The organism is Stenotrophomonas sp. PS02289, assembly GCF_029960115.1.
Classification (GTDB): domain Bacteria; phylum Pseudomonadota; class Gammaproteobacteria; order Xanthomonadales; family Xanthomonadaceae; genus Stenotrophomonas.
The window spans coordinates 1-21,566 of record NZ_JASCOZ010000049.1; the positions used below are offsets into that span (position 1 = coordinate 1).

A 21,566-nucleotide genomic window follows, 5' to 3' on the forward strand; every position below is an offset into this window, starting at 1 on the left:
ACCAGCACCGCCGGTGGCTGTATCACGGGCGCCCCGGCCCGCACCGCCCGGGTCACCGGGCGGGGGGTCGGCCGCGCCGGCTCGTCACCATGGCGCAGCGCCAGCACCGCGAGCAGCAGGAACGGGATGTCGATCAGCAGGTCAGGCAGCGCACCGTAACCGGTGTCGGTGGCCACATGGTTGATGTAGGCCGCCATCAGCAGGTAGACCCAGGCATACACGCTCAGCGCGCGGAACAGGCCACGTCGGGTGCCGTCCTCGCTGGTGAAGTGGCGCAGCAGCGCGAACACCGCGATGAAGATGTTCTCGATATCGAACATCAAACGCAGGCTGCCGACGCCCGGGTCCGGCGCGTCGCTGGGCGTGGCGTAGGAAAACGTGTGCACGAAGAACAGGTAGCCCAGCAGCAGCGCCAGCGCACCGTCGATGGCAATCAGGTACCACGGCTCATGGCGCGGGTGCGCCATTGCGAAGGTAAGCGGCACGCCGTACAGGACATACAGCAGCATGGCGATGCCAGGCACGGCATCGACGTTGCCCAGCGCTACTTCCTGGTACATGTTCAAGGCCATGCCACCGGACCACAGCAGCATGCCCACCGCCAGGGCCAGCCAGCCGATGCGGACGTCGCTGTGCCAGCTGCGCACCATCCGGTGCGTACAGGCCGCTGCCGCCAGCAGCGGCGCGCCGATCAGGAACAGGAAGGATGCAGGCGCGGCAAGTCCCGGCACCGACAGCGCCATCGCATGCGCCAGCATGTACAACGCGGCCGCCAACCACGCCATCCTGCCCTCCCCCAACGGAAGCGGTGTGCGCCTACGATAGCGCCCCGCTGTGCACGTCGCTTCACGCCTTGCCCACGGCACGCTCATATGCATGACGGATTGCCCAGCGGAACGTTGCCTTTTCACGGCGTGTGCGCGTCTGGCTGCGGCATGGTCGAGGCAGATGTGAAACGGAGTGCCCGATGCTGCTGAAACGTCCTGCTTCCCTGACCCTGCTAGCGCTGGCGCTGGCTGCGGCAACTCCTTCCGTGCTGGCGCAGGCCACCGCGCCTGCCGGGTTGCCCGCCCCCATGGCCGAGAGTGAGGCCCTGCAGACCGGCCCACGCTCGAACCTGCACGCGCAGGTACTTCTGGACCGTGCCAATTTCTCGCCCGGGCAGATTGACGGCGAGATCGGCTCCAACCAGCGTCGTGCGGTCGCAGGCTTCCAGGCAGCGCGTGGATTGACCGTAACCGGTGAGCTGGATGACGCCACCTGGCAGGCACTGCAGCCGGACAGCACACCGGTGCTGGCCCGCTACACGCTGACCGCCGACGATGTGGCCGGTCCGTTCCGCCCGGTGCCGAAGAAGCCAGCGGATCAGGCCAAGCTGGACGCACTGGGCTATAGCTCGGCGGCCGAAGCGCTGGGCGAGCGCTTCCACGCCGACCCGAAGCTGCTGCAGGCGCTGAATCCTGGCGTGGACCTGGGCAAGGCAGGCAGTGAGATCCAGGTTCCCAACATTTCCCCGGCCGCATTGCCCAAAGCGGCCAAGCTGGTGATCGACAAATCCGACTCGACGCTGCGCCTGTATGACGCGGCCGGCAAGGTCTTCGCCCAGGTGCCGGTGTCCTCGGGCAGCCAGCACGATCCCCTGCCGATTGGTGAGTGGAAGATCCTGGGCATCTCGCGCGACCCGCCGTTCCACTACAACCCCAAGCTGTTCTGGGACGCGAAGAAGGGCGACCGCAAGGCCACCCTTCCGCCGGGGCCCAATAATCCGGTTGGGCGGGTCTGGATCGACATTTCCAAGCCGCACTACGGCCTGCACGGTACGCCGGAACCGGGCCACGTGGGCAAGACCGAATCGCACGGCTGCGTGCGGATGACCAACTGGGATGCGTTGCGGGTGGCTGACGCGGTGGATGCGTCGGTGCCGGTGATCATGCAGGAGTGAGGCGATGAAGCTGTTACGGCTGCTGGCGTTGGGCGTGGTGATCGGCGCGGCTGGCTGGTGGCTGTTCGGGCTGCCGCGGCTGGAGCGGGAGATGGATCAGGTGCCGGTGGCGGTGGCCACGCCTGCGGTCGCGCGGTCGTCGGATCCTGGGGTTCCGGTGGTCGATACCTCCCGGGACGTGTCCGGCGGTACTGCGGACCGGCCAACGGCCGGCGCTACCGGGGAGGTGCCTCCGGGCTTGCTGGTTCCCGTGCAGGGGGTGACGCCTGGCCAGTTGCAGGACACCTTTACCGACGCCCGCAGCGAGGGCCGTGTGCACGACGCCATCGACATCATGGCCCCGGCCGGCACCCCGGTGCTGGCGGTGGCCGATGGCACGGTCGAGAAGCTGTTCACCAGTGAGCGCGGCGGGTTGACCGTCTATCAGTTCGAGCCGGATGGGGTGTACTGCTACTACTACGCCCATCTGGACCGCTACGCCGACGGCCTGGCCGAGAAGCAGACGGTCAAGCGCGGCGATGTGATCGGCTACGTGGGCAGCACCGGCAATGCCAGCCCGGACGCGCCCCACCTGCATTTCGAGATCCACCGGCTGGGGCCGGAGAAGCAGTGGTGGAAGGGCGAGGCGCTGAATCCCTACCCGGTGCTGACGGGTTCGGCCCCGTAACGGCGTCCGTTCAGCGGGTTGGTGGCCCGCTGGCGGCCAGAATGCGAAAATCCGTCCCATGAGAACTCCCGAAAGCCTGCAGGCGCTGATCGACGACGGCGTGATCGACGAAGTGCTGCGCCCGCTCAAGAGCGGCAAGGAAGCCGCCGTATATGTAGTCCGCAGCGGCGACGACGTGCGCTGCGCGAAGGTCTACAAGGACATGGCCCAGCGCAGCTTCCAGCAGCGCGTGCAGTACCAGGAAGGCCGTAAGGTGCGCGGCAGCCGTGAGTCGCGCGCGCTGGCCAAGTCCAGCAAATACGGCCGCAAGCAGCAGGAAACGGCGTGGAAGAACACCGAAGTGGACGCGCTGTATCAGCTGCGTGACGCCGGCGTGCGCGTACCCGAGCCGTATGGCTACTACCATGGCGTGCTGGTGATGGAACTGGTCACCGACGCCGAGGGCTACTCCGCCGCCCGCCTGGGCGAAGTGGAGCTCAGCGCCGAACAGGCCCGCGCCTTCCACCAGGTGCTGGTACGGCAGGTGGTGCTGATGCTCTGCTGTGGCCTGATTCATGGCGACCTGTCGCCCTACAACGTGCTGGTAGGACCGGACGGCCCGGTGGTGATCGACTTCCCCCAGGTGGTCAGTGCCGGTGGCAACAACAACGCCCGCACCATGCTGCTGCGCGACGTGAACAACCTGACCGCCTACCTGGGGCGCTCGGCCCCTGAGCTGTTCGATACCTGGTACGGCGAGGAGATGTGGGCGCTGTTCGAGGCCGGTGAACTTCGGCCTGACAGCGTGCTGACCGGCACCTTCGTGCACGACGAATCTGCCGTGGACCTGGACAGCGTGCGTCATGCCATCAACGACGCACGCGAAGAAGCGTTGATCCGCCAGCAGGGACGTGAAGCCGCCGAGGCGATGGACGATTGAGGCGTAGGGACGCGGCAGGCGCGTCCCTGAGATCAGGCGTTCAACGCCTTGGCGTGATACGCGATGTGCTCGCCAATGAAGCTGCCGATGAAGTAGTAACTGTGGTCGTAGCCGGGCTGCATCCGCAGCTGCAGCGGATGGTCGGCCGCCGTGCACGCGGCCTGCAGCCACTGCGGCTGCAGCTGGCTGTCCAGGAACTCATCGCCGCCGCCCTGGTCCACCAGCAGCGGAAGCTTTTCTTCGGCCACGGCCACCAGTTCGCTGGCATCCCATTGCGCCCAGCTGGCACGGTCCTCACCCAGGTAGGCAGCGAACGCCTTCTGCCCCCACGGCACGCGCGTGGGAGCCACGATCGGCGAGAACGCCGACACGCTGCGGTAACGCCCCGGGTTGCGCAGCGCGATCACCAGCGCGCCGTGCCCGCCCATGGAGTGACCGCTGATGCTGCGTGCATCGGTGGCCGGCAGATGCGCTTCGATCAACGCCGGCAGCTCCTGCACGAGGTAGTCGTACATGCGGTAATGCGCGGCCCACGGCTGCTGCGTGGCATTGAGGTAGAACCCCGCGCCCTTGCCCAGGTCGTAGCCTTCGGCGTCGGCCACGTCGTCGCCACGCGGACTGGTGTCCGGAGCCACGATGATCACACCGTGCTCGGCGGCGTAGCGCTGCGCGCCAGCTTTGGTGATGAAGTTCTGCTCGGTGCAGGTCAGCCCGCTCAGCCAGTACAACACGGGCAGCTTCTGCGAGGCGGCCTGCGGCGGCAGGTACACCGCCACATTCATGTCACAGCCCAGCACCTGCGAACGGTGCCGGTACACGTCCTGCCAGCCACCGAAGGCGGCGCGATGTTCGATGCGTTCCATGTCAGTAATGCACCACCGAACGGATCGACTTGCCTTCATGCATCAGGTCGAAGGCGTCGTTGATCTGCTCCAGGTCCATGGTGTGGGTGACGAAGGGGGCCAGCTCGATGGTGCCCTTCATCGCGTCTTCGACCATGCCCGGCAGCTGGCTGCGACCCTTGACCCCGCCGAACGCGGTGCCCATCCACTTGCGGCCGGTCACCAGCTGGAACGGACGGGTGGAGATCTCCTGGCCGGCACCGGCCACGCCGATGATCACCGACTGGCCCCAGCCGCGGTGCGCGCATTCCAGCGCGGCACGCATCACCTGGGTGTTACCGATGCATTCAAAGCTGTGGTCCACGCCCCAACCGGTCATTTCCACGATGACCTGCTGGATCGGCTTGTCGTGGTCCTTCGGATTGACGCAGTCGGTGGCACCGAACTGCTGGGCCAGGTCGAACTTGGTCGGGTTGGTATCCACGGCGATGATGCGACCGGCCTTGGCCTGACGTGCGCCCTGGATCACCGCAAGGCCGATGCCACCCAGGCCAAACACCGCCACGGTGTCGCCTTCCTGCACCTTGGCGGTGTTGTGCACCGCGCCGATGCCGGTGGTGACGCCGCAGCCCAGCAGGCACACGTGTTCCGGGTTGGCTTCCGGGTTGATCTTGGCCAGCGACACTTCGGCCACCACGGTGTACTCGCTGAAGGTGGAGCAGCCCATGTAGTGGTAGATCGGCTCGCCGTTGTAGCTGAAGCGGGTGGTGCCGTCGGGCATCACGCCCTTGCCCTGGGTGGCACGCACCGACACGCACAGGTTGGTCTTGCCAGAGGTACAGAACAGACATTCGCCACACTCGGCGGTGTACAGCGGAATGACGTGGTCGCCCGGCTTCACGCTGGTGACGCCCTCGCCCACTTCCACCACGATGCCGGCACCTTCATGGCCGAGCACCGCCGGGAACAGACCTTCCGGGTCATCGCCGCTCAGGGTGAAGGCATCGGTGTGGCAGACACCGGTGTGCGTGATCTTGACCAGCACTTCGCCCTTCTTCGGCGGGGCAACATCGATCTCGACGATCTTCAACGGCTGACCGGGGCCAAACGCTACAGCGGCACGGGATTTCATCACTAGCACTCCAGAACAGGAAAAGAGGACACAGCGGCGCGGCGGAGCCGCGCTTACTTCAAATAGGAACGAATGAGCGCACTCATGTCGCGCACGCGTTCGGCACGCTGCGCATCGGACTGCGCCGGCTGGCCGAACTCCTCGCGCAGGTGCGCTTCCATCACTTCAGACATCAGCCCGTTGACCGCACCACGGATGGCGGCGATCTGCTGCAGCACCGGGCCGCAGTCGGCACCGGCTTCCAGCGCCCGGTCCAGCGCATCGCACTGGCCCCGGATGCGGCGCACGCGGGCGAGCACCTTCTTCTTTTCTTCGGGGGAATGCGGCATGGGCAGATCGGACCGGAACTATACTGGGGGACAGTATACACTTGGGTAAACCTTGGTATGCAAACCACCCCGTTCACGCATACCAAGAGATAGCTCCGGTGGGCCGGGGGGCAGCGCGATAGTGAAGCCACACCCACCCCACAGGAGACACCCGATGTCCGACGTCATCATCACCGACAAGCAGCTGTCCTCGTCCGCCTTCAGCGCCGTCATCAACGCCCCGATCGAACAAGTGGACATTGCCGAGTGGCTGTTCAACCTGCCTGAAGCCGAGTACCAGCGCTGCTGCCCGCCGGACCACATCTCGGCCGGTACCACCAGCACCGACGACGGCAAGCGCATGTCAATCAACGTCGAAATGATCGGCAAGACGTTGATGGTGCAGCACTACGTGGCGGAGATCGCAACGCCGAGCTTGTGCCGCATGGTGTCCACGTCCGATGCGTTCACCCCCAATGGCCGCACCCGCGTCCAGGTGATCTGGACCCTGAGCGTCAAGAAGATCGACGCGAATACCTGCGAATACACCAACAGCGTGGTGGCCCACCCGACGCAGGAATTCCTGGACTTCATCGCCGTGCACGGCACGCCGTTTGAAGACGCGGCGGCGGCCCGCCAGCGTGATGGCGGCGACCACAACAGCCGCGAAACCCCGTTGTTCGCAGCCAGCATCGAGCGTCGTGCGCTGGCCCGCCGGGTGGCCGGGGCCGCCTGATCCACGGTCATGTCACAACCGCTCACACTGCCACAACGGCCGCTCGCCACGTTCCGTCCGTCGGGCATCGTCGAACTGCTCCGGCGCTGCCGGCCCTTCGCCGGGCCGGCACTGCTGGTCAGCGTCGGCTACATGGACCCGGGCAACTGGGCCACCGACCTGCAGGCCGGCGCGCTGTATCACTACGACCTGCTGTGGGTGGTGGTGCTGGCCAGCGCGATGGCGATGGTGCTGCAGTTGCTGGCGGCGCGGTTGGGCATGGTGTCAGGTCGCAACCTGGCCCAGGCCTGTCGCGACCACTACCCGGCAAGCTGTGCCATTCCGTTGTGGATCCTGTGCGAGATCGCCATTGGAGCCTGCGATCTGGCCGAAGTACTGGGTTCGGCGGTAGCGATCAACCTGCTGTTCGGCACACCGCTGATGCTGGCGGTGCTGATGACCGCTGGCGACGTGTTCCTGCTGCTCCTGCTGCAGCGCCACGGCATGCGCGCGATCGAAGCGGTCGTGCTGGTGCTGGTGGCCACCATCGCCGGCGCGTTCTTCATGGAACTGTTCGTGCTCCCGGCCACACGGCCAGACCTGCTGGAGCTGGGCAGGGCCGTGGTGCACCCCACCCTGTCCAGCGCTGGCATGGCCAGCATTGCGGTGGCCATCATCGGGGCCACGGTGATGCCGCACAACCTGTACCTGCATTCGGCCCTGGTCAGCGGAGATCCCGCGTCCGCCGCACCGCGTCCGGCCGCCCTGAAGCAGGCACTGCGAATGAGCACGTGGGCGACCGTCGTGTCACTGAGTCTGGCCTGCCTGGTCAACGCGGCCATCCTGGTACTGGCCGCACAGGTGTTCCACGGGCAGCAGCAGATCAGCATCAATGGCCAGCACTACGCGCTGGGCGACCAGACGGACTGGATCCAACTGGCTTATCTCACCTTCACCCCCGTGGTGGGCTCTGCACTGGCCAGCGCGCTGTTTGCCGTTGCCCTGCTGGCATCCGGCCAATCCAGCACGCTGACCGGAACCCTGGCCGGCCAAGTGGTGATGGAAGGGTTCACCCGTTGGCACCTGGATCCCTGGAAGCGCCGCATGCTCACACGTGCGCTGGCCATCGCACCGGCGGTGGTGATCATCGGCCTGCGCGGCGACAGCAGCGTCAATGACCTGCTGATCCTGAGCCAGGTGGTCCTGGCCCTGCAGTTGCCGTTCGCCATGTTTCCGCTGCTGCACTTCGTCAGCACCCGTCGCCACATGGGGGCATGGCCGACGCCGCGCCTGCTGCTGGCACTGGGCTGGCTCAGTGCCGTCGCGATCACCGCCTTCGACCTGGTCGGCCTTCCCGGCAGCGTGGCAGACGTCCTGCGCATCCTGCACGGGTCCTGACCACCTGCGCCCCTCCCCCATCGTTTCGCGCGAGGTATTCCCCCATGACGATTACCACCAGAGCTCGATCCCTTCCCGTTGGCCTGCAGGCACATGGTCTGCGCAAGGAGTTTGACAGCATGGGGACGGTTGACGTCCCGGCTGATCGCTACTGGGGCGCGCAGACAGCGCGCTCGCTGGTGCACTTCAACATCGGTGGCGACCACATGCCCAAGGCGGTGTACCACGCCTACGGCTACATCAAGAAGGCCTGCGCCCAGGTCAACGCGGCAGCCGGGCGACTGCCGCGTTGGAAGGCAGACGCGATCATCCAGGCGGCCGAAGAAGCCACCCGTGGACAACTTGATGCCCACTTCCCACTGTTCGTCTGGCAGACCGGTTCGGGCACGCAGTCGAACATGAACGTGAATGAGATGCTGGCCAACCGTGCCATCCAGCTACTCGGCGGCGTGCTGGGCTCGCAAGCCCCGGTAGCCCCCAATGACGACGTCAACATGGGGCAGTCGTCCAACGACACCTTTCCCACCGCGATGCATATCGCCACGGTCACCGCCATTGATGACGCATTGCTGCCCGCCCTGTTGCGACTGCTGGCGGTGATCGAGGCCAAGGCCGAGGACTGGCGACACGTGGTCAAGATCGGCCGCACCCACCTGGAAGATGCGGTACCGCTGACCGTGGGCCAGGAGTGGCACGGTTGGGCCGGACAACTGCGCGCCTGCATCGAGGCCGTCGCAGACGCACGCACGGGCCTGTACGCGCTTGCGCTGGGCGGTACCGCCGTGGGCACGGGGCTCAATGCGCCGGCCGGTTTCTCGCAGGCGGTGGCGGCCCGCATTGCCGAGCTCGCCAACAAGCCGTTCGTGACCGCACCCAACAAGTTCACCGCGCTGGGTTCGCTCGACGCGATGGCAAGGGCATCGGCCGCGTTGCGCGCCACCGCCGTGGCCTTGATGAAGATCGCCAACGACATGCGCTGGCTGGCATCAGGACCGCGCTGCGGACTGGGCGAACTGAAGCTGCCCGACAACGAGCCGGGCTCCTCGATCATGCCCGGCAAGGTCAATCCGACCCAGTGTGAGGCCATCGTCATGATCGCCATCCAGGTATTGGGCAATGACACGGCGGTCGCTTTTGCGGCCAGCCAGGGCAATTTCCAGCTCAATGCGATGCGTCCAGTCATCATCAACAACGTGCTGCATTCAATCCGCCTGCTGGCCGATGGCTGCGAGCGCTTCCGCGAGTTCTCCGTGGAGGGCACCCAGCTGGTCATGGAGAGCATTGATCGCCACGTCCAACAGAGCCTGATGCTGGTCACGGCACTCGCCCCGACACTGGGCTATCAATCCGCGGCCCACATCGCCGAACACGCGGCGGCGGCCAACCTCACCCTGCGCGATGCCGCGCTTGCCTCCGGACAGATCAGTGCCGCCCAGTTCGATGCCGTGGTGAACCCGGCAGCGATGGTCGGCCACGGGCTGGCCGGTGCCTGAAGGAGACTTCCCCATGATTCGATGCATTCGACTGTGGACCGGTGCCGACGGCCACTCCCACTTTGAAGAGGGTCAACTACAGCTTGGCGCGGGCCAACACGGCAAGGCCTCTGGTCTGCCGATCGCCGCGCAGGAACTCTCATTCCAGGAAACGCCGGCCCCGGCATCGGGCGACTGGCACCAGGACCCGGTTCCGCAGTTTGTGCTGACCCTTTCCGGTACGGTCGAGTTCGAAGTGCACTCTGGCGCAACCTTCATCATCCACCCCGGTGATGTGCTGATCGCACAGGACCACAGCGGCAGCGGACACCGTTGGCGGCTGCTGGACGACGCCCCGTGGCGGCGCGCCTATGTCATCTACAGCTCCGCCGCGACGCTGCACTTCATCGGCGCGGGAGAACAGCCATGAAGCGCGCCGACGATGCGTCCTTCGATGTTGTGCTGGTCGGTGCCGGCATCATGAGCGCGACCACCGCCACGCTGCTGCAGCTGCTGGCTCCCCAGCTGCGCATCGCCGTGGTCGAGCGTCTGCAGGACTGCGCACAGGAAAGCTCCATGGCCTGGAACAATGCGGGCACCGGTCATGCCGCCAATTGCGAACTCAATTACACGCCACAGCGCGACGATGGCTCGGTGGATATCGACGAAGCATTGAAGGTGAATACCGAGTTCGACGTGTCGCGTGAACTCTGGACGCATCTGGTACGGATCGGCACCATCACCGACCCACGCTCCTTCCTGCATCCGTGCCCGCACATCAGCTTCGTCACCGAACCGGAGAATGTCGCTTTCCTGCGCGCACGTTTCGAGGCCATGCAGCGGCATCACTGCTATCGCGGCATGGAGTACAGCGAGGACCCTGCAGTGATCGCACAGTGGGCACCACTGGTGATGGAAGGACGCGACCCTGCCCAGGCGGTCGCCGCCACGCGCATGATCAGCGGAACCGACGTCGATTATGGCGCGCTGACCCAACAGTTGATGGCAGGGCTGCAGCAGCGTGGCGCAGAAGTGCGTTATGACACCGAAGTGATTGACCTCACCCGGACGGACGATGGCTGGCATCTGACAACGCGCGATGTCACCGGCCACGACGATGCGATTCGCGCCCGGTTCGTGTTTCTTGGCGCAGGTGGCGCTTCGCTGAAGCTGCTGCAGAAATCCAACATCCCCGAGGGCCGTGGCTATGCGGGGTTCCCGGTCAGCGGCGTCTGGCTGCGCTGTGATCTGCCGGAGCTTGCCGCACGCCACGCCGCCAAGGTCTACAGCAAGGCCGCATCAGGTTCGCCACCGATGTCGGTACCGCACCTGGATCTGCGCGTGGTGGACGGCAAGGCCTCGCTGCTGTTCGGACCCTACGCGGGCGTTTCCACCCGGCTGCTCAAACACGGCTCGGCGCTGGACCTGTTCGACACTCTGTCGGCCGACAATCTCTTGCCGATGCTGGACGTCGCCGGGCACAACCTGAGGCTGGAGGAGTATCTGCTCGGTCAGGTACTTCAGTCCCATCATGCGCAGTTCAAAGTACTGCAGCAGCTGTTTCCCCAGGCGCGTCCAGAGGACTGGCGACTGGAAGTGGCGGGGCAACGTGTGCAGATCATCAAGCCGAATCCCACCGGGTACGGCGGCGCACTGAGGTTTGGCACCGAACTGGTGGCGGCTGAAGACCGGAGCGTGGTGGCGCTGCTGGGCGCTTCGCCCGGTGCGTCAACGGCTGCGGCCATTGCCGTGGAGGTGCTGCAGACCTGTTTCACCGAACAGCTGACCGAGCAGGCCTGGCTTCCGCAGCTGCGCGCGATCCTGCCCAGCCATGGCATTGACCTGCGCGAGGATGCGCAGGCCTGCCGCGCCAGCCGTGCCCGTACGGCGGCCGTACTCGGCATCCAGGAACCCCATGACTGATCCGTGCACCCGTCCGATAGACGACGCCGCGCGCGTGCTGCTGCGTCTGTCCCGGCTGCTGTTGGCCGCCGGGGCAGGCAGCTGCCACGTGCAGGACCGCGTGGGTTCACTGGCCGCCACGTGGGGAATGTCCGCCACCTTGTTCGTCAGCGCGGAGCGGCTGCTGCTGATGCTCGACGACGGCGGCCGCTATCGCACGCGGATCGGCCACCACATCGGCGATCGCGGGATGGACGCCGACCGTCTGTTCGCGCTGGATGCACTGTGCCGCGAAGTGGAAGCACTGCGGCGCGGACCGGACGACGTCGCCGCGGCACTTGACGCCATCGAGTTGCGGAAACGTCGTTACAGCACGACCTGGGTCACGCTCTGCGTGGGCATCACCGCCGCCGCACTTGCACGCCTGTTCGGCGCGGAATGGTGCGTTGCCGCGGCCACTCTCGCTGCCGGTGTCCTCAACCGAATGGTCCTGCGCCGGTTGCTGTCCGCCCGGTTTGCGCCGGTGCTGGCGGCCGGGGCGGCCGCCTCGGTCAGCAGTCTGTTCGCGGTGCTCCTGTTGCGCGGTGCCGGTGCAGACCCCGCGTTGGCCCTAGTGGCAATGGGCATGGTGCTGGTGCCCGGCGTCGCGCTGCTCAACGGCTTCCGGGATCTTGTCCAAGGGGCGGCGGCCTTCGCAATCGCGCGGCTGGCCAGTGCGGCCACGGTGGTGGTGGGCATCGCCGCCGGACTCGCCATCGCCGGCTCGCTGGCAGGCATCACCCTGGGCCCCTACGCACCACCGGCGCACCTGCCGCCGGCCGAGGACATCGCACTATCGGCGGCGGCCGCATTGGGGTTTGCCGCAATGTTCAATGCGCCCCTGCGCGCCATCGCACCCATTGTGCTGTGTGGCGCGCTGGCGCACGGCCTACGCTCCATGCTGATGGACACCGGACTGGATCTTGGCATGAGCACCTTCATCGCGGCGCTGGCGGGCGCACAGGTCGCGATCTGGATCGCCCGGAGTATGCACGCGCCATGGATCGCGTTCGCGTTTCCGGCAGTGGTCGCACTGGTTCCCGGGTCCTACGCCTTCCGTGGGCTGATCGGCTCGTTGGCCATCATGAACAGCGGCGGCCATACGCCAGCCGATCAGCTGGGTGCCACCCAGGCGGACCTGCTCACCTTCATGCTGCTGACCTGCGCTATTGGAATCGCGCTACTGGTGGCCGCATCGTGGGGCCGCAGGGTTCCACCCCGCCCCTAGTGGCAGACGTGCTCAACGCCCGGTAAACAGGCTCCGGATCCGGCTGCAGAGCGGGTGCAGCACCCAGGTATCAAACGCCGCCCAGTGGTGACGCAGCTGGAGCGTCAGCAGCAGAACGAATACATCGATGCCGATCATGTCGACCAGCAGAATTCCAGACAACAGCTCGGGGTTCAGCACGAACAGCAGCGCCGTTCCGAACAGGATCAACGCCGCCCACCGCTTGGCGGCAGGCGAGTTGAGCCGGGCGAGCAGGAAGCGCATCACGCGTCCTTAGTTGAACATTTCCCGGATGTCGGTCACTTTGCCATCCTCGAAGATCACATGGATGGTCTTGCGCGGCTGGTAGTACTCCCAGCGCTCGCCGGTGTTGGCACCGTAACGGTTTTCCAGCTGCACCACGCGGTCCGGCTTGCCGGCAACCTGGCTGACCTTGCCCGCGGTGTCGCCACTGTTGATCAGACGGTCACCGAAGCGGGCGCTGCTGGCCATCGCGGTGCTGGCCACCAGACAGAGCATCAACGACCACACTATCCTGTTCATCATCCATCTCCTTGATGGGTCGGGGTGTCAATGCCAGTCACTGTGCCACAAACGCCCCCTGGCAGCACCTGCAGCGGCCCTCACGCCTGCCCGCGCTAGAGTGTGGGAACCGACCTGATGCGGCCCGCCCATGGACTTTCTGGTCAATATCGACGTCGACAACCTCGCCCCGGCCGAGGCCTTCTACACCCGCGCCTTCGGCCTGACCCCTGGCCGACGTTTCGGCGACGCCGGGGTGGAACTGCTGGGCGGCCCGGCACCGATCTATCTGTTGGTGAAACCCTCCGGCTCGTCCGCCACCCCGCAGGTACGGAATCGCCGCGACTACCGCCGGCACTGGACCCCCGTGCATCTGGACTGGGTGGTCGACGATCTGGACGCCGCGCTGGACCGTGCAGTGATGGCCGGGGCCCGGGTGGAACAGGCACCAGCGACTCATGCCTGGGGCCGGATCGCGCTGCTGGCCGACCCGCTCGGCCATGGCTTCTGCCTGCTGCAGTTCCTGGGCCGCGGCTATGACGAGATCGCGAGCATGCCGGGACAGGTGTAGGATCGGCGACGGGGAGACATCCTGCATTCGACTAGCGGAGGCAGGCACATGCGGGACCTTCATATTGCCGCCGGCGACAGCGCCGCCGGATCGCTCAGGGTCGCCATCGCCACCGGCAGGATGCCGGGCGAGGTGTTCTCGATCAACGATGATCTCGCCATCGGCCCATTGAGCAGCGCTGCTGGGCGGATCGCCTTCCTGCGTACGCTGATCCTGCCGCCTCCGCACGTGGATGCCGAAGAGGATTCCAGCGACGAGGACGAGGACGACGACGTGTTCGCCCGCTGGGAGGCGTTGAGGATTCGCTGCCAGGTACCCGGGCGGGTGATGTTGTGGATCAGCGGAAGTGCGTCCGACCAGGTGCTTCTGCGGATGGCCTGCCACGCACTGCAGACAACGCGCGCCACGCTATGGCGCGTCCCGGTTCCTGCCTTTGAAGGCGGCCATGAAGCCGTGGCTGCCCATCCTGTTGATGCACTGGTGCGCTTCGCACCCGGCGCACGACCACTTTCAGCCGATACGGTGGCTACGCTCGCCGACGAGTTCGCGCAGATCGCGGCACGCCCGGAACTGCTCCGCCAATGCGACGCCAACGGTGCCCTGCGCTATCGCGCCATCGACTGCCATGACCCGATGCTGCTGGACTGCTGCCCACGTCACTGGGTGCCGGCCAACCGGGTGATCGGCAACGCAATGGAACGCTGCGAGCCCCGCAATGCGATGGGGGACACCTTCTTCGCTGCACGGTTGCGTGCGCTGATCGACGCCGGGCGCGTGGAAACTCGCACGCCACTGCAGGGACGCAGCTGGAGCTGGGCGGTGCAGGTGCGCCGAACTGACGAAGCCTGACTGCCTTAGCGATTACGGAACCGGTATGCCACGGATTCCGACGATGGGCGAGCATAGGAGCGGCCGCCCACTTCCACGATGGGCAGCTCGTACATGCCATTGCGCAACAGGCCGGCGTGACGGAAGCGCTGGTCGAACTGCGCCTCGATCGCGGGCACGTCGATGTCGTAGTAGCGCACCGGAATACCCGCGCTCTGCAGGTCGGTCAGCATGCGCCGGGTAAACCCACAGCCGGTGCGCCCGAATACGTCCACTGCCGGCCCCCTGACCTGCGCTGCCGGTGTGATCTGGAGCGGCACCGGATTGGCCGCCAGGGCAGCGGCCTGCTGCGCGCGGGTCGGGAAGAAGGTGCGCTGGGCGTGCCACAGGCCGCCCACCAGGCCCAGAATCATCAACAGTACGAAAACGCGGTTCATGGACATCCCTGTCAGGTAGGCGGTGCGCCCGCGCGCACGCTAGCACGCCGACCGGGCTGGCCTCAATCGGGCTGGCGCAGTCGCTGCGCGTCGCGTGCCGGCGGCAGGCCGAACAGGCGTGCGTACTCGCGGCTGAACTGCGACGGGCTTTCGTAGCCCACCCGGTGGCCGGCGCTGGCCGCGTCCATGCCCTCGCCCACCATCAGCCGCCGCGCTTCCTGCATGCGCAGCTGCGCGCGGAAATCCAGCGGACTCATCGCGGTCACCGCTTTGAAGTGCGCATGGAAGGCGGATCGGCTCATGCCGGCCACGTCGGCCAGCGTCTCGATGCGGCTGGCGTCGCGGTAGTTCGCGCGCAACCACAGGATGGCGCGAGCGATCTGTGCCTGGCGGGTATCGGTGCGGGCCATCTGGTGGAACACCTCGCCCTGCTCGCCACTGATCAGGCGATACAGCAGCTCACGCAGGGCCAGTGGAGCCAATGCGGCAATGTCCTGCGGGGCGTCGAGCAGGGTCAACAATCGAGTGGCTGCCTCGAGCAGGGTCGGCGTCATTGTCCCCAACGACAGTCCTGCGGCACCGTCGATCGCGGTGGTAAGCGGGCGTGGATGCTGCAGCGTGAGCTCGCCCAGCAGGGCGGCATCCAGATCCAGCTGCATGCACAGGTAGGGGGCCGACGCACTGGCCTCGACCACGGCTCCCATCACCGGCAATCCCACGGTCGCCAGCAGATAGCTGGCCGGGTCGTAATGGAACACCCGCTCGCCCAGCGCCGCGCGTTTGCGCCCCTGTGCGACAAAGCAGACCGTGGGCTCGTAGATCACCGGCATCGGCAACGTCGGGCTGGCGCAGCGGATCAGGTTGACGCCCGGTAACCCGGTGGCGAAGGTGCCGTCACCCGGCGCATGGCGGGCAATGGCATCGCGGAAGGTGAGCAGCGCGGTCATGGCCGCATCATCGGCGACCTCTGGACGATCGTGCAAGCCTGCCGGTCAGGCGTTCTACCGGTGGGAAGACGCGGCTGCCAACAATGGCCCCATCCCTGACGATGGAGCCGCCATATGGACACCACCACTGCCCTCGACCATTACCGCCTGCTGGGTCGCTCCGGCCTGCGCGTCTCACCGCTCTCACTGGGCACCATGACCTTCGGGGCCGACTGGGGTTGGGGCGCGGACGAGACCGAAGCGCGTCGCATCTTCGACACCTACGTGGACCGTGGCGGCAACTTCATCGACACCTCGGTGAACTACACCAACGGTGCCGCCGAGCAGATCCTGGGCCGCTTCGCCAAGGCAAAGCGCGACCAGCTGGTGCTGGCGACCAAGTACACCATGGCCCGCGATCCGGCCAACATCAATTCCGGCGGTAACCACCGCTACAACCTGGTGCGCTCGGTGGAGACCAGTCTGCGCCAGCTCGATACTGACCGCATCGACCTGATGTACGTGCACGCCTGGGACTTCACCACCCGCCCCGAGGAAGTCATGCGTGCCCTGGATGACCTGGTGCGTGCCGGCAAAGTGCTGTACCTGGGCATCTGCAACACCCCGGCGTGGCGCATTGCGCAGATGCAGACCCTGGCGGATCTGCGCGGGTGGTCGCCCCTGGTGGCGCTGCAGATCGAGTACAGCCTGGTCGAGCGCACGGTCGAACATGAGCTGCTGCCGATGGCACAGGCGCTGGGCCTGGGTGTACTGCCGTGGTCGCCGCTGGGCGGCGGCATCCTCACCGGCAAATACAGCGCCGCCGATCTTTCCGACGCCAACAGCGCGGACGTGGCGGGCGACCGCAAAGGCGTGATCGCCTCCATCGGCCACCTCAATGCACGCTCGCTGGCCATTGCCGACGTCGTCGGCAGCGTCGCCGACGAACTTGGTGTCTCTCGCGCACAGGTGGCGTTGGCGTGGACGCTGGCGCAACCGGGCGTGGTGTCGCCGATCATCGGGGCACGCACGCTGGCGCAGGCCGAGGACAATCTGGACGCACTGACGGTGACGCTGAGCGCCGAGCAGCTGCAGCGTCTTGATGTGGCAAGTGCGGTCACACCGATCTTCCCCGAACGCTTCATCGGCAGGCCGATGGCACAGCAGCTGATCTTTGGGACGTCAACGCTTCAGGCACGTTAAGCCCTTACGGCTCGGTGCCATGCAGACTGTCCACGAACGCACGCAATGCCGAGGACATCTGCCGCTGCCGCGGGTAGTACAGCACGAAGCCCGGGAACGGCTCGCTCCAGTCTTCCAGCACGGCCTGCATCTGGCCGGCGTCGAGATACGGGCGAGCCGCGTCCTCCAGTACGTAGGCCAGGCCGAACCCGTCCAGCACCGCACGGATGATGGTGGTCTGCTCACTGAGCGTGAGACGGCCCTGCACGTCCAGCTCCAGCGACTGCCCGTCACGGTCGAACTGCCATTTGTACAGATGCCCGCTGGCGAAGCGGAAGCGGATGCATTCGTGCTGCAGCAGGTCACGCGGATGCAGGGGAGCCGGATGACGAGCGAGATACGCCGGCGAGGCCACGATCATCCCGCGCAGCGGTCGGCCCAGCGGTACGGCCACCATGTCCTCCGGCACGAACTCGTGCAGGCGTACGCCGGCATCGAAGCCTTCGCTGACGATGTCGACCAGGCCATCGTTCTCGGTCAGTTCCAGCCGCACGTCGGGGTGGGCATGCAGGAAGCGGGTCAGGCGCGGGCCGAGCTGGGTCGGCACGGCAGCGCGCGCCGCATTGATCCGCAGCAGGCCGGCCGGCGCGGCACGGAAGTGATTCATTTCCTCGAGCGCGTCGCTCACCTGGTGCAACGCCGGCTGCAGCCGGTCGAGCAGGCGCTGGCCGGCCTCGGTCAGGGCCACGCTGCGGGTGGTCCGGTGGAACAACCCCACCCCGAGGCGCTCTTCCAGCGCGCGGATCGCATAGCTCACCGCCGAGGTCGACAGGGTCAGCTCCGCGCCGGCCTTGCGGAAGCTGCGGTGGCGGGCCACGGCGGCAAAGGCGGCCAGGTGGGTCAGGTTGTCAGCGGCCATGATTATCCAGTCTGCCTTGATGACACATGCCGAAATCGGGACTCCCGGTGCCTCGGGCGCGGGGGTATTGTAAAGCGCCTTTCCACAAACCTCAGGAGTCCCCCATGTCACTTGCCCGTGGTTACGCCGTGCATGACAACCTGGCCCCGCTGGTGCCGTTCACCTTCGAGCGCCGCGCGGTCGGTGCCGATGACGTGCGCATCCAGATTCTCTACAGCGGCATCTGCCACTCCGACCTGCACCAGGCCCGCGACGACTGGGGCGGCGCGCTGTTCCCGATGGTGCCAGGCCACGAGATCATCGGCCGGGTCACCGAGGTCGGTGCCAACGTCACCCGCTTCAAGGTCGGCGATTTCGCCGGCGTGGGCTGCATGGTCGACTCGTGCCGCCATTGCGATGCCTGCGAGCACGATCTGGAGCAGTACTGCGAAAAGGGTCCCACCTACACCTACAACAGCAAGGAACGCGGCAGCGACCAGCTGACCTACGGTGGCTATTCCGACCACGTGGTGGTGGAACAGCGCTTCGTGGTGAAGGTCTCCGAAAAGCTCGACCTGAAGGCGGCCGCACCGCTGCTGTGCGCCGGCATCACCACCTATTCGCCGCTGCGCCACTGGAAGGTCGGTCCCGGCCAGAAGGTCGGCGTGATCGGTCTCGGTGGCCTGGGCCACATGGGCGTGAAGTTCGCCAAGGCAATGGGTGCCACCGTGGTGATGATCACCACCACTCCGGAAAAGGGTGCCGATGCCAAGCGTCTGGGTGCGGATGAAGTGCTGGTGTCGCGCGACCCGGCGCAGATGAAGGCCCATGCCGGCAGCTTCGATTTCCTGCTCAACACCATCCCGGTCAGCCACGACACCAACCCTTACATGTCGCTGCTGAAGCGTGATGCGACCATGTGCCTGGTCGGCGTGATCACCGAACTGGATCCGCCGCTGTACGGCTCCAGCGTGATCTTCGGTCGCAAGCACGTGACCGGCTCGGCCATTGGCGGCATGGCCGAAACCCAGGAAATGATGGACTTCTGTGCCGAACACAACATCGTCAGCGACGTGGAAGTGATCGACATCAAGACCGTCAACGAAGCCTGGGCACGCATGGCGAAGAACGACGTGCGGTACCGCTTCGTCATCGACATGGCGACCCTGGCGGCGTAAATGAAAAACCCCGGCATCGCCGGGGTTTTTTCTTGGAGCTCAATACGCGAACTGGGAGAACACCGGGTCCACGTTCTGCTTCCACTCGCCGCGGTACAGCGCCAGCTTGCGCTCGGCGGGGGTCAGCCCGGAATCGACGATTTCCTGCAGCACGTCCAGGAAGCGGCTCTCGTCCTGGCCATCGGCATTGCGTGCGGCGCGACGCTGCAGGCCGGCCACGGCGATCTTCACCGCCTCGCGGGCCAGATCACGCACCGTGCCATTGCGGAACGGCAGGTTCATCGCCTGACGCGGTACCCCGTCACGCAGCGCGTGGCGCTCGGCCAGGCTGAAGTCGCGCACCAGGTCCCAGGCCGCGTCCAGCGCCGCATCGTCGTACAGCAGACCGACCCAGAACGCCGGCAGGGCGCACAGGCGGCTCCACGGGCCGGCATCGGCACCGCGCATTTCCAGATACTTTTTCAGACGCACTTCCGGGAACGCCGTGGTCATGTGGTCCGACCAGTCGCGCAGCGTCGGCAGCGCGCCCGGCAGCACCGGCAGCTTGCCCACCATGAAGTCGCGGAAGCTCTGCCCGCTCGCGTCGTGATACACGCCGTCGCGGTAAGAGAAGTACATCGGCACATCGAGCAGGTAATCCACGTAGCGCTCATAGCCGAAGCCGTCCTCGAACACGAAGTCCAGCATGCCGGTGCGATCAGCATCGGTGTCGGTCCAGATGTGCGAGCGGTAGCTCAGGTAGCCGTTCGGCTTGCCTTCGGTGAACGGCGAATCAGCGAACAGCGCGGTGGCAATCGGCTGCAACGCCAGCGACACCCGGAACTTCTTCACCATGTCCGCTTCGGTGGCGTAGTCCAGGTTGACCTGCACCGTGCAGGTGCGGGTCATCATGTCCAGGCCCAGCTGCCCGACCTTCGGCATGTACTCACGCATGATGCGATAGCGCCCCTTCGGCATCCACGGCATGTCCGCGCGCGACCACTTCGGCTGGAAACCCATGCCGAGGAAACCCAGCTGCAGTTCCGCGGCAACCTGCGCGACTTCGTTGAGGTGCGTACCGGTTTCCACGCAGGTCTGGTGGATGGTCTCCAACGCCGCGCCCGACAGTTCCAGCTGCCCCGCCGGCTCCAGCGTCACCGACGCGCCATCACGCAGCAGCGCAATGGTGTGCCCGCCTTCCTGCACCGGTTCCCAGCCGAAACGGGTCAGCCCGGTCAGCAGCGCCTCGATCCCACGCTCGCCGTCGAAGGTCGGCGGGCGCAGGTCATCCAGGCGGAAGCCAAACTTCTCGTGCTCGGTGCCGATGCGCCACTGCGCCTTGGGCTTTTCGCCTGAGGCCAACGTGGCGACCAGTTCATTGCGGTCGGTGATCGGCGTCTCGGCGACGTGGCTGGGGCTCGACAAGGGGGTGGCTCGCAGAATTCGGGGCGGGGGAACGGGATGTGGGGCTGGGGGCCCGCCATCGCAAGGGCGCACTATATCGTGGTGCCCGCGTACAGCGTGTCACCGTGGCGGGTTGCTGCATTCCACCGGATGCCCCTTGACGCTGCCCACGGCCGCGCCAGCCCGCCTACACTGTAGCAATGGCACCCACCCCCACCCTGCCCGACCACGGACTGCTGGCCGAGATGGCCAGCCTGGCCGACTGCCAGCGCGCGGAGGGGTATGCCTGCATCACCGCCCGCCGCGAACATGGCGCTTCGTCGGTGGAGATCCCGCAGCCCCAGTTCGCCATCCTGCTGCAGGGGCGCAAGCAGGTCAGCACCGCGCAGCAGTCGCTGACCTTCGTGCCCGGCGATCTGTTCCTGATCACCCAGCGCTGCCGCATTGATGTCATCAACACGCCCGACCCGGTCAGCGGCCTCTATCTGAGTGCCATCGTGCCCCTGTGCAGCGAAGCGCTCAGCGCCGCGCGCACGTTGTGGAACGAGCCGCTGCCCAGCGCGGGGCCGGCGCTGGCGCAGCTGGCGCTGGACGCCCATGCCGACACCCTGCGGCAATGGCGCACGGCGCTGGAGCACGGCCACTACACCGAAGCGCGGCTGGCGCTGGCCTCATTGGTCGTGGCGTTCTGCCGTCGCGGCCATGGCAGCCTGCTGCTCGCTCCCGAGCCGAGCCTGGGCGAGCGCCTGCGCGATCTGATTGCGGCGCAGCCCGAGCGTGACTGGCAGTCGCACGACTTTGAAACCTACCTGGGCATGAGTGGGGCGACATTGCGCCGACGCCTGGCCAGCGAGCAGCTGAGCGTGCGCGAACTCATCGCCGAGGCGCGTCTGGCGTATGCCATGCAACTGCTCTACACCACGCGCCTGCCGTTGAAGACCGTGGCCGCGCGCGTCGGCTATCGCTCGCTGGGCAGTTTCAACCGGCGCTTCGCGGCGCGCTACGGGCTGGAACCGGCCGACATCGGCAACAGCTGAAACCGGCGAGCGTTTCGCGCGGCATTGTGAGCGCATCGCG

The 21,566-nt window shown here is 66.4% G+C and carries 23 protein-coding genes and 1 pseudogene; 14 read left to right on the forward strand and 10 right to left on the reverse strand.

Annotated features, from left to right (window positions below):
* A pseudogene (locus tag QMX83_RS09075) lies at positions 1 to 785 on the reverse strand (GGDEF domain-containing protein); the annotation flags it as partial.
* A gap of 182 nt (positions 786 to 967) precedes the next feature.
* Between QMX83_RS09075 and QMX83_RS09080 the strand changes: the two are divergent.
* Genes QMX83_RS09080 through QMX83_RS09090 form a run of 3 tightly spaced genes read left to right on the forward strand, consistent with a single transcriptional unit; the run spans position 968 to position 3,528 of the window.
* On the forward strand, positions 968 to 1,942 hold the full coding sequence (locus QMX83_RS09080; protein WP_282296300.1) for a L,D-transpeptidase: 975 nt from the start codon (positions 968 to 970) through the stop codon (positions 1,940 to 1,942).
* A 4-nt stretch (positions 1,943 to 1,946) separates the two neighbouring features.
* On the forward strand, positions 1,947 to 2,609 hold the full coding sequence (locus QMX83_RS09085; protein ID WP_282296301.1) for a M23 family metallopeptidase: 663 nt from the start codon (positions 1,947 to 1,949) through the stop codon (positions 2,607 to 2,609).
* A 58-nt stretch (positions 2,610 to 2,667) separates the two neighbouring features.
* Positions 2,668 to 3,528, forward strand: a complete 861-nt coding sequence (locus tag QMX83_RS09090) for a PA4780 family RIO1-like protein kinase (protein WP_282296302.1) — start codon at positions 2,668 to 2,670, stop codon at positions 3,526 to 3,528.
* A 32-nt stretch (positions 3,529 to 3,560) separates the two neighbouring features.
* Here QMX83_RS09090 and fghA read toward each other — a convergent pair whose 3' ends face one another.
* From fghA to QMX83_RS09105, 3 genes are read right to left on the reverse strand one after another with little or no spacing between them, the layout of a single operon-like run.
* Positions 3,561 to 4,391 (reverse strand): S-formylglutathione hydrolase, encoded by an 831-nt coding sequence (gene fghA, locus QMX83_RS09095; RefSeq protein WP_282296303.1) that lies wholly within the window; start codon positions 4,389 to 4,391, stop codon positions 3,561 to 3,563.
* Position 4,392: 1 nt separating this feature from the next.
* Positions 4,393 to 5,502, reverse strand: a complete 1,110-nt coding sequence (locus tag QMX83_RS09100; protein WP_282296304.1) for an S-(hydroxymethyl)glutathione dehydrogenase/class III alcohol dehydrogenase — start codon at positions 5,500 to 5,502, stop codon at positions 4,393 to 4,395.
* Positions 5,503 to 5,555: 53 nt separating this feature from the next.
* Complete coding sequence (locus tag QMX83_RS09105) at positions 5,556 to 5,831, reverse strand: metal/formaldehyde-sensitive transcriptional repressor (protein ID WP_282296305.1); 276 nt, start codon at positions 5,829 to 5,831, stop codon at positions 5,556 to 5,558.
* Positions 5,832 to 5,985: 154 nt separating this feature from the next.
* On the opposite strand from QMX83_RS09105, the gene QMX83_RS09110 reads away from it, so the two are divergent.
* Genes QMX83_RS09110 through QMX83_RS09135 form a run of 6 tightly spaced genes read left to right on the forward strand, consistent with a single transcriptional unit; the run spans position 5,986 to position 12,564 of the window.
* Positions 5,986 to 6,546, forward strand: coding sequence for a hypothetical protein (locus QMX83_RS09110; protein WP_282296306.1), 561 nt, complete (start codon positions 5,986 to 5,988; stop codon positions 6,544 to 6,546).
* Positions 6,547 to 6,555: 9 nt separating this feature from the next.
* Positions 6,556 to 7,923, forward strand: coding sequence for an Nramp family divalent metal transporter (locus tag QMX83_RS09115; RefSeq protein WP_282296307.1), 1,368 nt, complete (start codon positions 6,556 to 6,558; stop codon positions 7,921 to 7,923).
* A gap of 44 nt (positions 7,924 to 7,967) precedes the next feature.
* A complete protein-coding gene (fumC, locus tag QMX83_RS09120; protein WP_282296308.1) occupies positions 7,968 to 9,416 on the forward strand; it encodes a class II fumarate hydratase in 1,449 nt (482 codons plus the stop codon).
* A gap of 13 nt (positions 9,417 to 9,429) precedes the next feature.
* The gene (locus tag QMX83_RS09125) at positions 9,430 to 9,825 is read left to right on the forward strand and encodes a hypothetical protein (protein WP_282296309.1); all 396 of its coding nucleotides are present in this window, start codon (positions 9,430 to 9,432) and stop codon (positions 9,823 to 9,825) included.
* The gene (gene mqo / locus QMX83_RS09130; RefSeq protein ID WP_282296310.1) at positions 9,822 to 11,318 is read left to right on the forward strand and encodes a malate dehydrogenase (quinone); all 1,497 of its coding nucleotides are present in this window, start codon (positions 9,822 to 9,824) and stop codon (positions 11,316 to 11,318) included. Before QMX83_RS09125 ends, mqo begins: the two co-directional genes overlap by 4 nt.
* Positions 11,311 to 12,564 carry a threonine/serine exporter family protein gene (locus QMX83_RS09135; protein WP_282296311.1) on the forward strand — a complete coding sequence of 418 codons (1,254 nt, stop codon included), beginning with the start codon at positions 11,311 to 11,313 and terminating at the stop codon, positions 12,562 to 12,564. Before mqo ends, QMX83_RS09135 begins: the two co-directional genes overlap by 8 nt.
* A gap of 12 nt (positions 12,565 to 12,576) precedes the next feature.
* On the opposite strand, the gene QMX83_RS09140 is transcribed toward QMX83_RS09135, so the two are convergent.
* Positions 12,577 to 12,828 carry a hypothetical protein gene (locus QMX83_RS09140; RefSeq protein ID WP_282296312.1) on the reverse strand — a complete coding sequence of 84 codons (252 nt, stop codon included), beginning with the start codon at positions 12,826 to 12,828 and terminating at the stop codon, positions 12,577 to 12,579.
* A 9-nt stretch (positions 12,829 to 12,837) separates the two neighbouring features.
* Entirely contained in the window at positions 12,838 to 13,107 is a 270-nt protein-coding gene (locus QMX83_RS09145) for a DUF2845 domain-containing protein (protein ID WP_282296313.1), read from the reverse strand.
* A gap of 130 nt (positions 13,108 to 13,237) precedes the next feature.
* On the opposite strand from QMX83_RS09145, the gene QMX83_RS09150 reads away from it, so the two are divergent.
* Positions 13,238 to 13,657 (forward strand): VOC family protein, encoded by a 420-nt coding sequence (locus tag QMX83_RS09150; RefSeq protein ID WP_282296314.1) that lies wholly within the window; start codon positions 13,238 to 13,240, stop codon positions 13,655 to 13,657.
* A 48-nt stretch (positions 13,658 to 13,705) separates the two neighbouring features.
* On the forward strand, positions 13,706 to 14,506 hold the full coding sequence (locus tag QMX83_RS09155; RefSeq protein ID WP_282296315.1) for a DUF3658 domain-containing protein: 801 nt from the start codon (positions 13,706 to 13,708) through the stop codon (positions 14,504 to 14,506).
* A gap of 5 nt (positions 14,507 to 14,511) precedes the next feature.
* On the opposite strand, the gene QMX83_RS09160 is transcribed toward QMX83_RS09155, so the two are convergent.
* Positions 14,512 to 14,922: a hypothetical protein gene (locus QMX83_RS09160; protein ID WP_282296316.1), complete on the reverse strand. Its 411-nt coding sequence runs from the start codon at positions 14,920 to 14,922 to the stop codon at positions 14,512 to 14,514.
* 62 nt (positions 14,923 to 14,984) lie between these two features.
* Complete coding sequence (locus QMX83_RS09165) at positions 14,985 to 15,869, reverse strand: AraC family transcriptional regulator (RefSeq protein ID WP_282296317.1); 885 nt, start codon at positions 15,867 to 15,869, stop codon at positions 14,985 to 14,987.
* A gap of 114 nt (positions 15,870 to 15,983) precedes the next feature.
* Here QMX83_RS09165 and QMX83_RS09170 point away from each other — a divergent pair, with 114 nt between their 5' ends.
* Positions 15,984 to 17,051 carry an aldo/keto reductase gene (locus tag QMX83_RS09170; protein WP_282296318.1) on the forward strand — a complete coding sequence of 356 codons (1,068 nt, stop codon included), beginning with the start codon at positions 15,984 to 15,986 and terminating at the stop codon, positions 17,049 to 17,051.
* A gap of 4 nt (positions 17,052 to 17,055) precedes the next feature.
* Here QMX83_RS09170 and QMX83_RS09175 read toward each other — a convergent pair whose 3' ends face one another.
* Positions 17,056 to 17,949: a LysR family transcriptional regulator gene (locus tag QMX83_RS09175; RefSeq protein ID WP_282296319.1), complete on the reverse strand. Its 894-nt coding sequence runs from the start codon at positions 17,947 to 17,949 to the stop codon at positions 17,056 to 17,058.
* Positions 17,950 to 18,053: 104 nt separating this feature from the next.
* Between QMX83_RS09175 and QMX83_RS09180 the strand changes: the two genes are divergently transcribed.
* Complete coding sequence (locus QMX83_RS09180; protein WP_282296320.1) at positions 18,054 to 19,106, forward strand: NAD(P)-dependent alcohol dehydrogenase; 1,053 nt, start codon at positions 18,054 to 18,056, stop codon at positions 19,104 to 19,106.
* 39 nt (positions 19,107 to 19,145) lie between these two features.
* Here the strand turns inward: QMX83_RS09180 and QMX83_RS09185 are convergent, their stop codons facing one another.
* Positions 19,146 to 20,510 (reverse strand): glutamate--cysteine ligase, encoded by a 1,365-nt coding sequence (locus QMX83_RS09185; protein ID WP_282296321.1) that lies wholly within the window; start codon positions 20,508 to 20,510, stop codon positions 19,146 to 19,148.
* A gap of 179 nt (positions 20,511 to 20,689) precedes the next feature.
* Between QMX83_RS09185 and QMX83_RS09190 the strand changes: the two genes are divergently transcribed.
* Entirely contained in the window at positions 20,690 to 21,526 is an 837-nt protein-coding gene (locus QMX83_RS09190; RefSeq protein ID WP_282296322.1) for a helix-turn-helix transcriptional regulator, read from the forward strand.
* Positions 21,527 to 21,566 lie beyond the last annotated feature (40 nt).

Coding starts and splice junctions, on each gene's coding strand:
- QMX83_RS09080 (WP_282296300.1), top strand. CDS start 968: ATGCTGCTGAAACGTCCTGCTTCCCTGACCCTGCTAGCGCTGGCGCTG.
- QMX83_RS09085 (WP_282296301.1), top strand. CDS start 1,947: ATGAAGCTGTTACGGCTGCTGGCGTTGGGCGTGGTGATCGGCGCGGCT.
- QMX83_RS09090 (WP_282296302.1), top strand. CDS start 2,668: ATGAGAACTCCCGAAAGCCTGCAGGCGCTGATCGACGACGGCGTGATC.
- fghA (WP_282296303.1), bottom strand. CDS start 4,391: ATGGAACGCATCGAACATCGCGCCGCCTTCGGTGGCTGGCAGGACGTG.
- QMX83_RS09100 (WP_282296304.1), bottom strand. CDS start 5,502: ATGAAATCCCGTGCCGCTGTAGCGTTTGGCCCCGGTCAGCCGTTGAAG.
- QMX83_RS09105 (WP_282296305.1), bottom strand. CDS start 5,831: ATGCCGCATTCCCCCGAAGAAAAGAAGAAGGTGCTCGCCCGCGTGCGC.
- QMX83_RS09110 (WP_282296306.1), top strand. CDS start 5,986: ATGTCCGACGTCATCATCACCGACAAGCAGCTGTCCTCGTCCGCCTTC.
- QMX83_RS09115 (WP_282296307.1), top strand. CDS start 6,556: ATGTCACAACCGCTCACACTGCCACAACGGCCGCTCGCCACGTTCCGT.
- fumC (WP_282296308.1), top strand. CDS start 7,968: ATGACGATTACCACCAGAGCTCGATCCCTTCCCGTTGGCCTGCAGGCA.
- QMX83_RS09125 (WP_282296309.1), top strand. CDS start 9,430: ATGATTCGATGCATTCGACTGTGGACCGGTGCCGACGGCCACTCCCAC.
- mqo (WP_282296310.1), top strand. CDS start 9,822: ATGAAGCGCGCCGACGATGCGTCCTTCGATGTTGTGCTGGTCGGTGCC.
- QMX83_RS09135 (WP_282296311.1), top strand. CDS start 11,311: ATGACTGATCCGTGCACCCGTCCGATAGACGACGCCGCGCGCGTGCTG.
- QMX83_RS09140 (WP_282296312.1), bottom strand. CDS start 12,828: ATGCGCTTCCTGCTCGCCCGGCTCAACTCGCCTGCCGCCAAGCGGTGG.
- QMX83_RS09145 (WP_282296313.1), bottom strand. CDS start 13,107: ATGAACAGGATAGTGTGGTCGTTGATGCTCTGTCTGGTGGCCAGCACC.
- QMX83_RS09150 (WP_282296314.1), top strand. CDS start 13,238: ATGGACTTTCTGGTCAATATCGACGTCGACAACCTCGCCCCGGCCGAG.
- QMX83_RS09155 (WP_282296315.1), top strand. CDS start 13,706: ATGCGGGACCTTCATATTGCCGCCGGCGACAGCGCCGCCGGATCGCTC.
- QMX83_RS09160 (WP_282296316.1), bottom strand. CDS start 14,922: ATGAACCGCGTTTTCGTACTGTTGATGATTCTGGGCCTGGTGGGCGGC.
- QMX83_RS09165 (WP_282296317.1), bottom strand. CDS start 15,869: ATGACCGCGCTGCTCACCTTCCGCGATGCCATTGCCCGCCATGCGCCG.
- QMX83_RS09170 (WP_282296318.1), top strand. CDS start 15,984: ATGGACACCACCACTGCCCTCGACCATTACCGCCTGCTGGGTCGCTCC.
- QMX83_RS09175 (WP_282296319.1), bottom strand. CDS start 17,949: ATGGCCGCTGACAACCTGACCCACCTGGCCGCCTTTGCCGCCGTGGCC.
- QMX83_RS09180 (WP_282296320.1), top strand. CDS start 18,054: ATGTCACTTGCCCGTGGTTACGCCGTGCATGACAACCTGGCCCCGCTG.
- QMX83_RS09190 (WP_282296322.1), top strand. CDS start 20,690: ATGGCACCCACCCCCACCCTGCCCGACCACGGACTGCTGGCCGAGATG.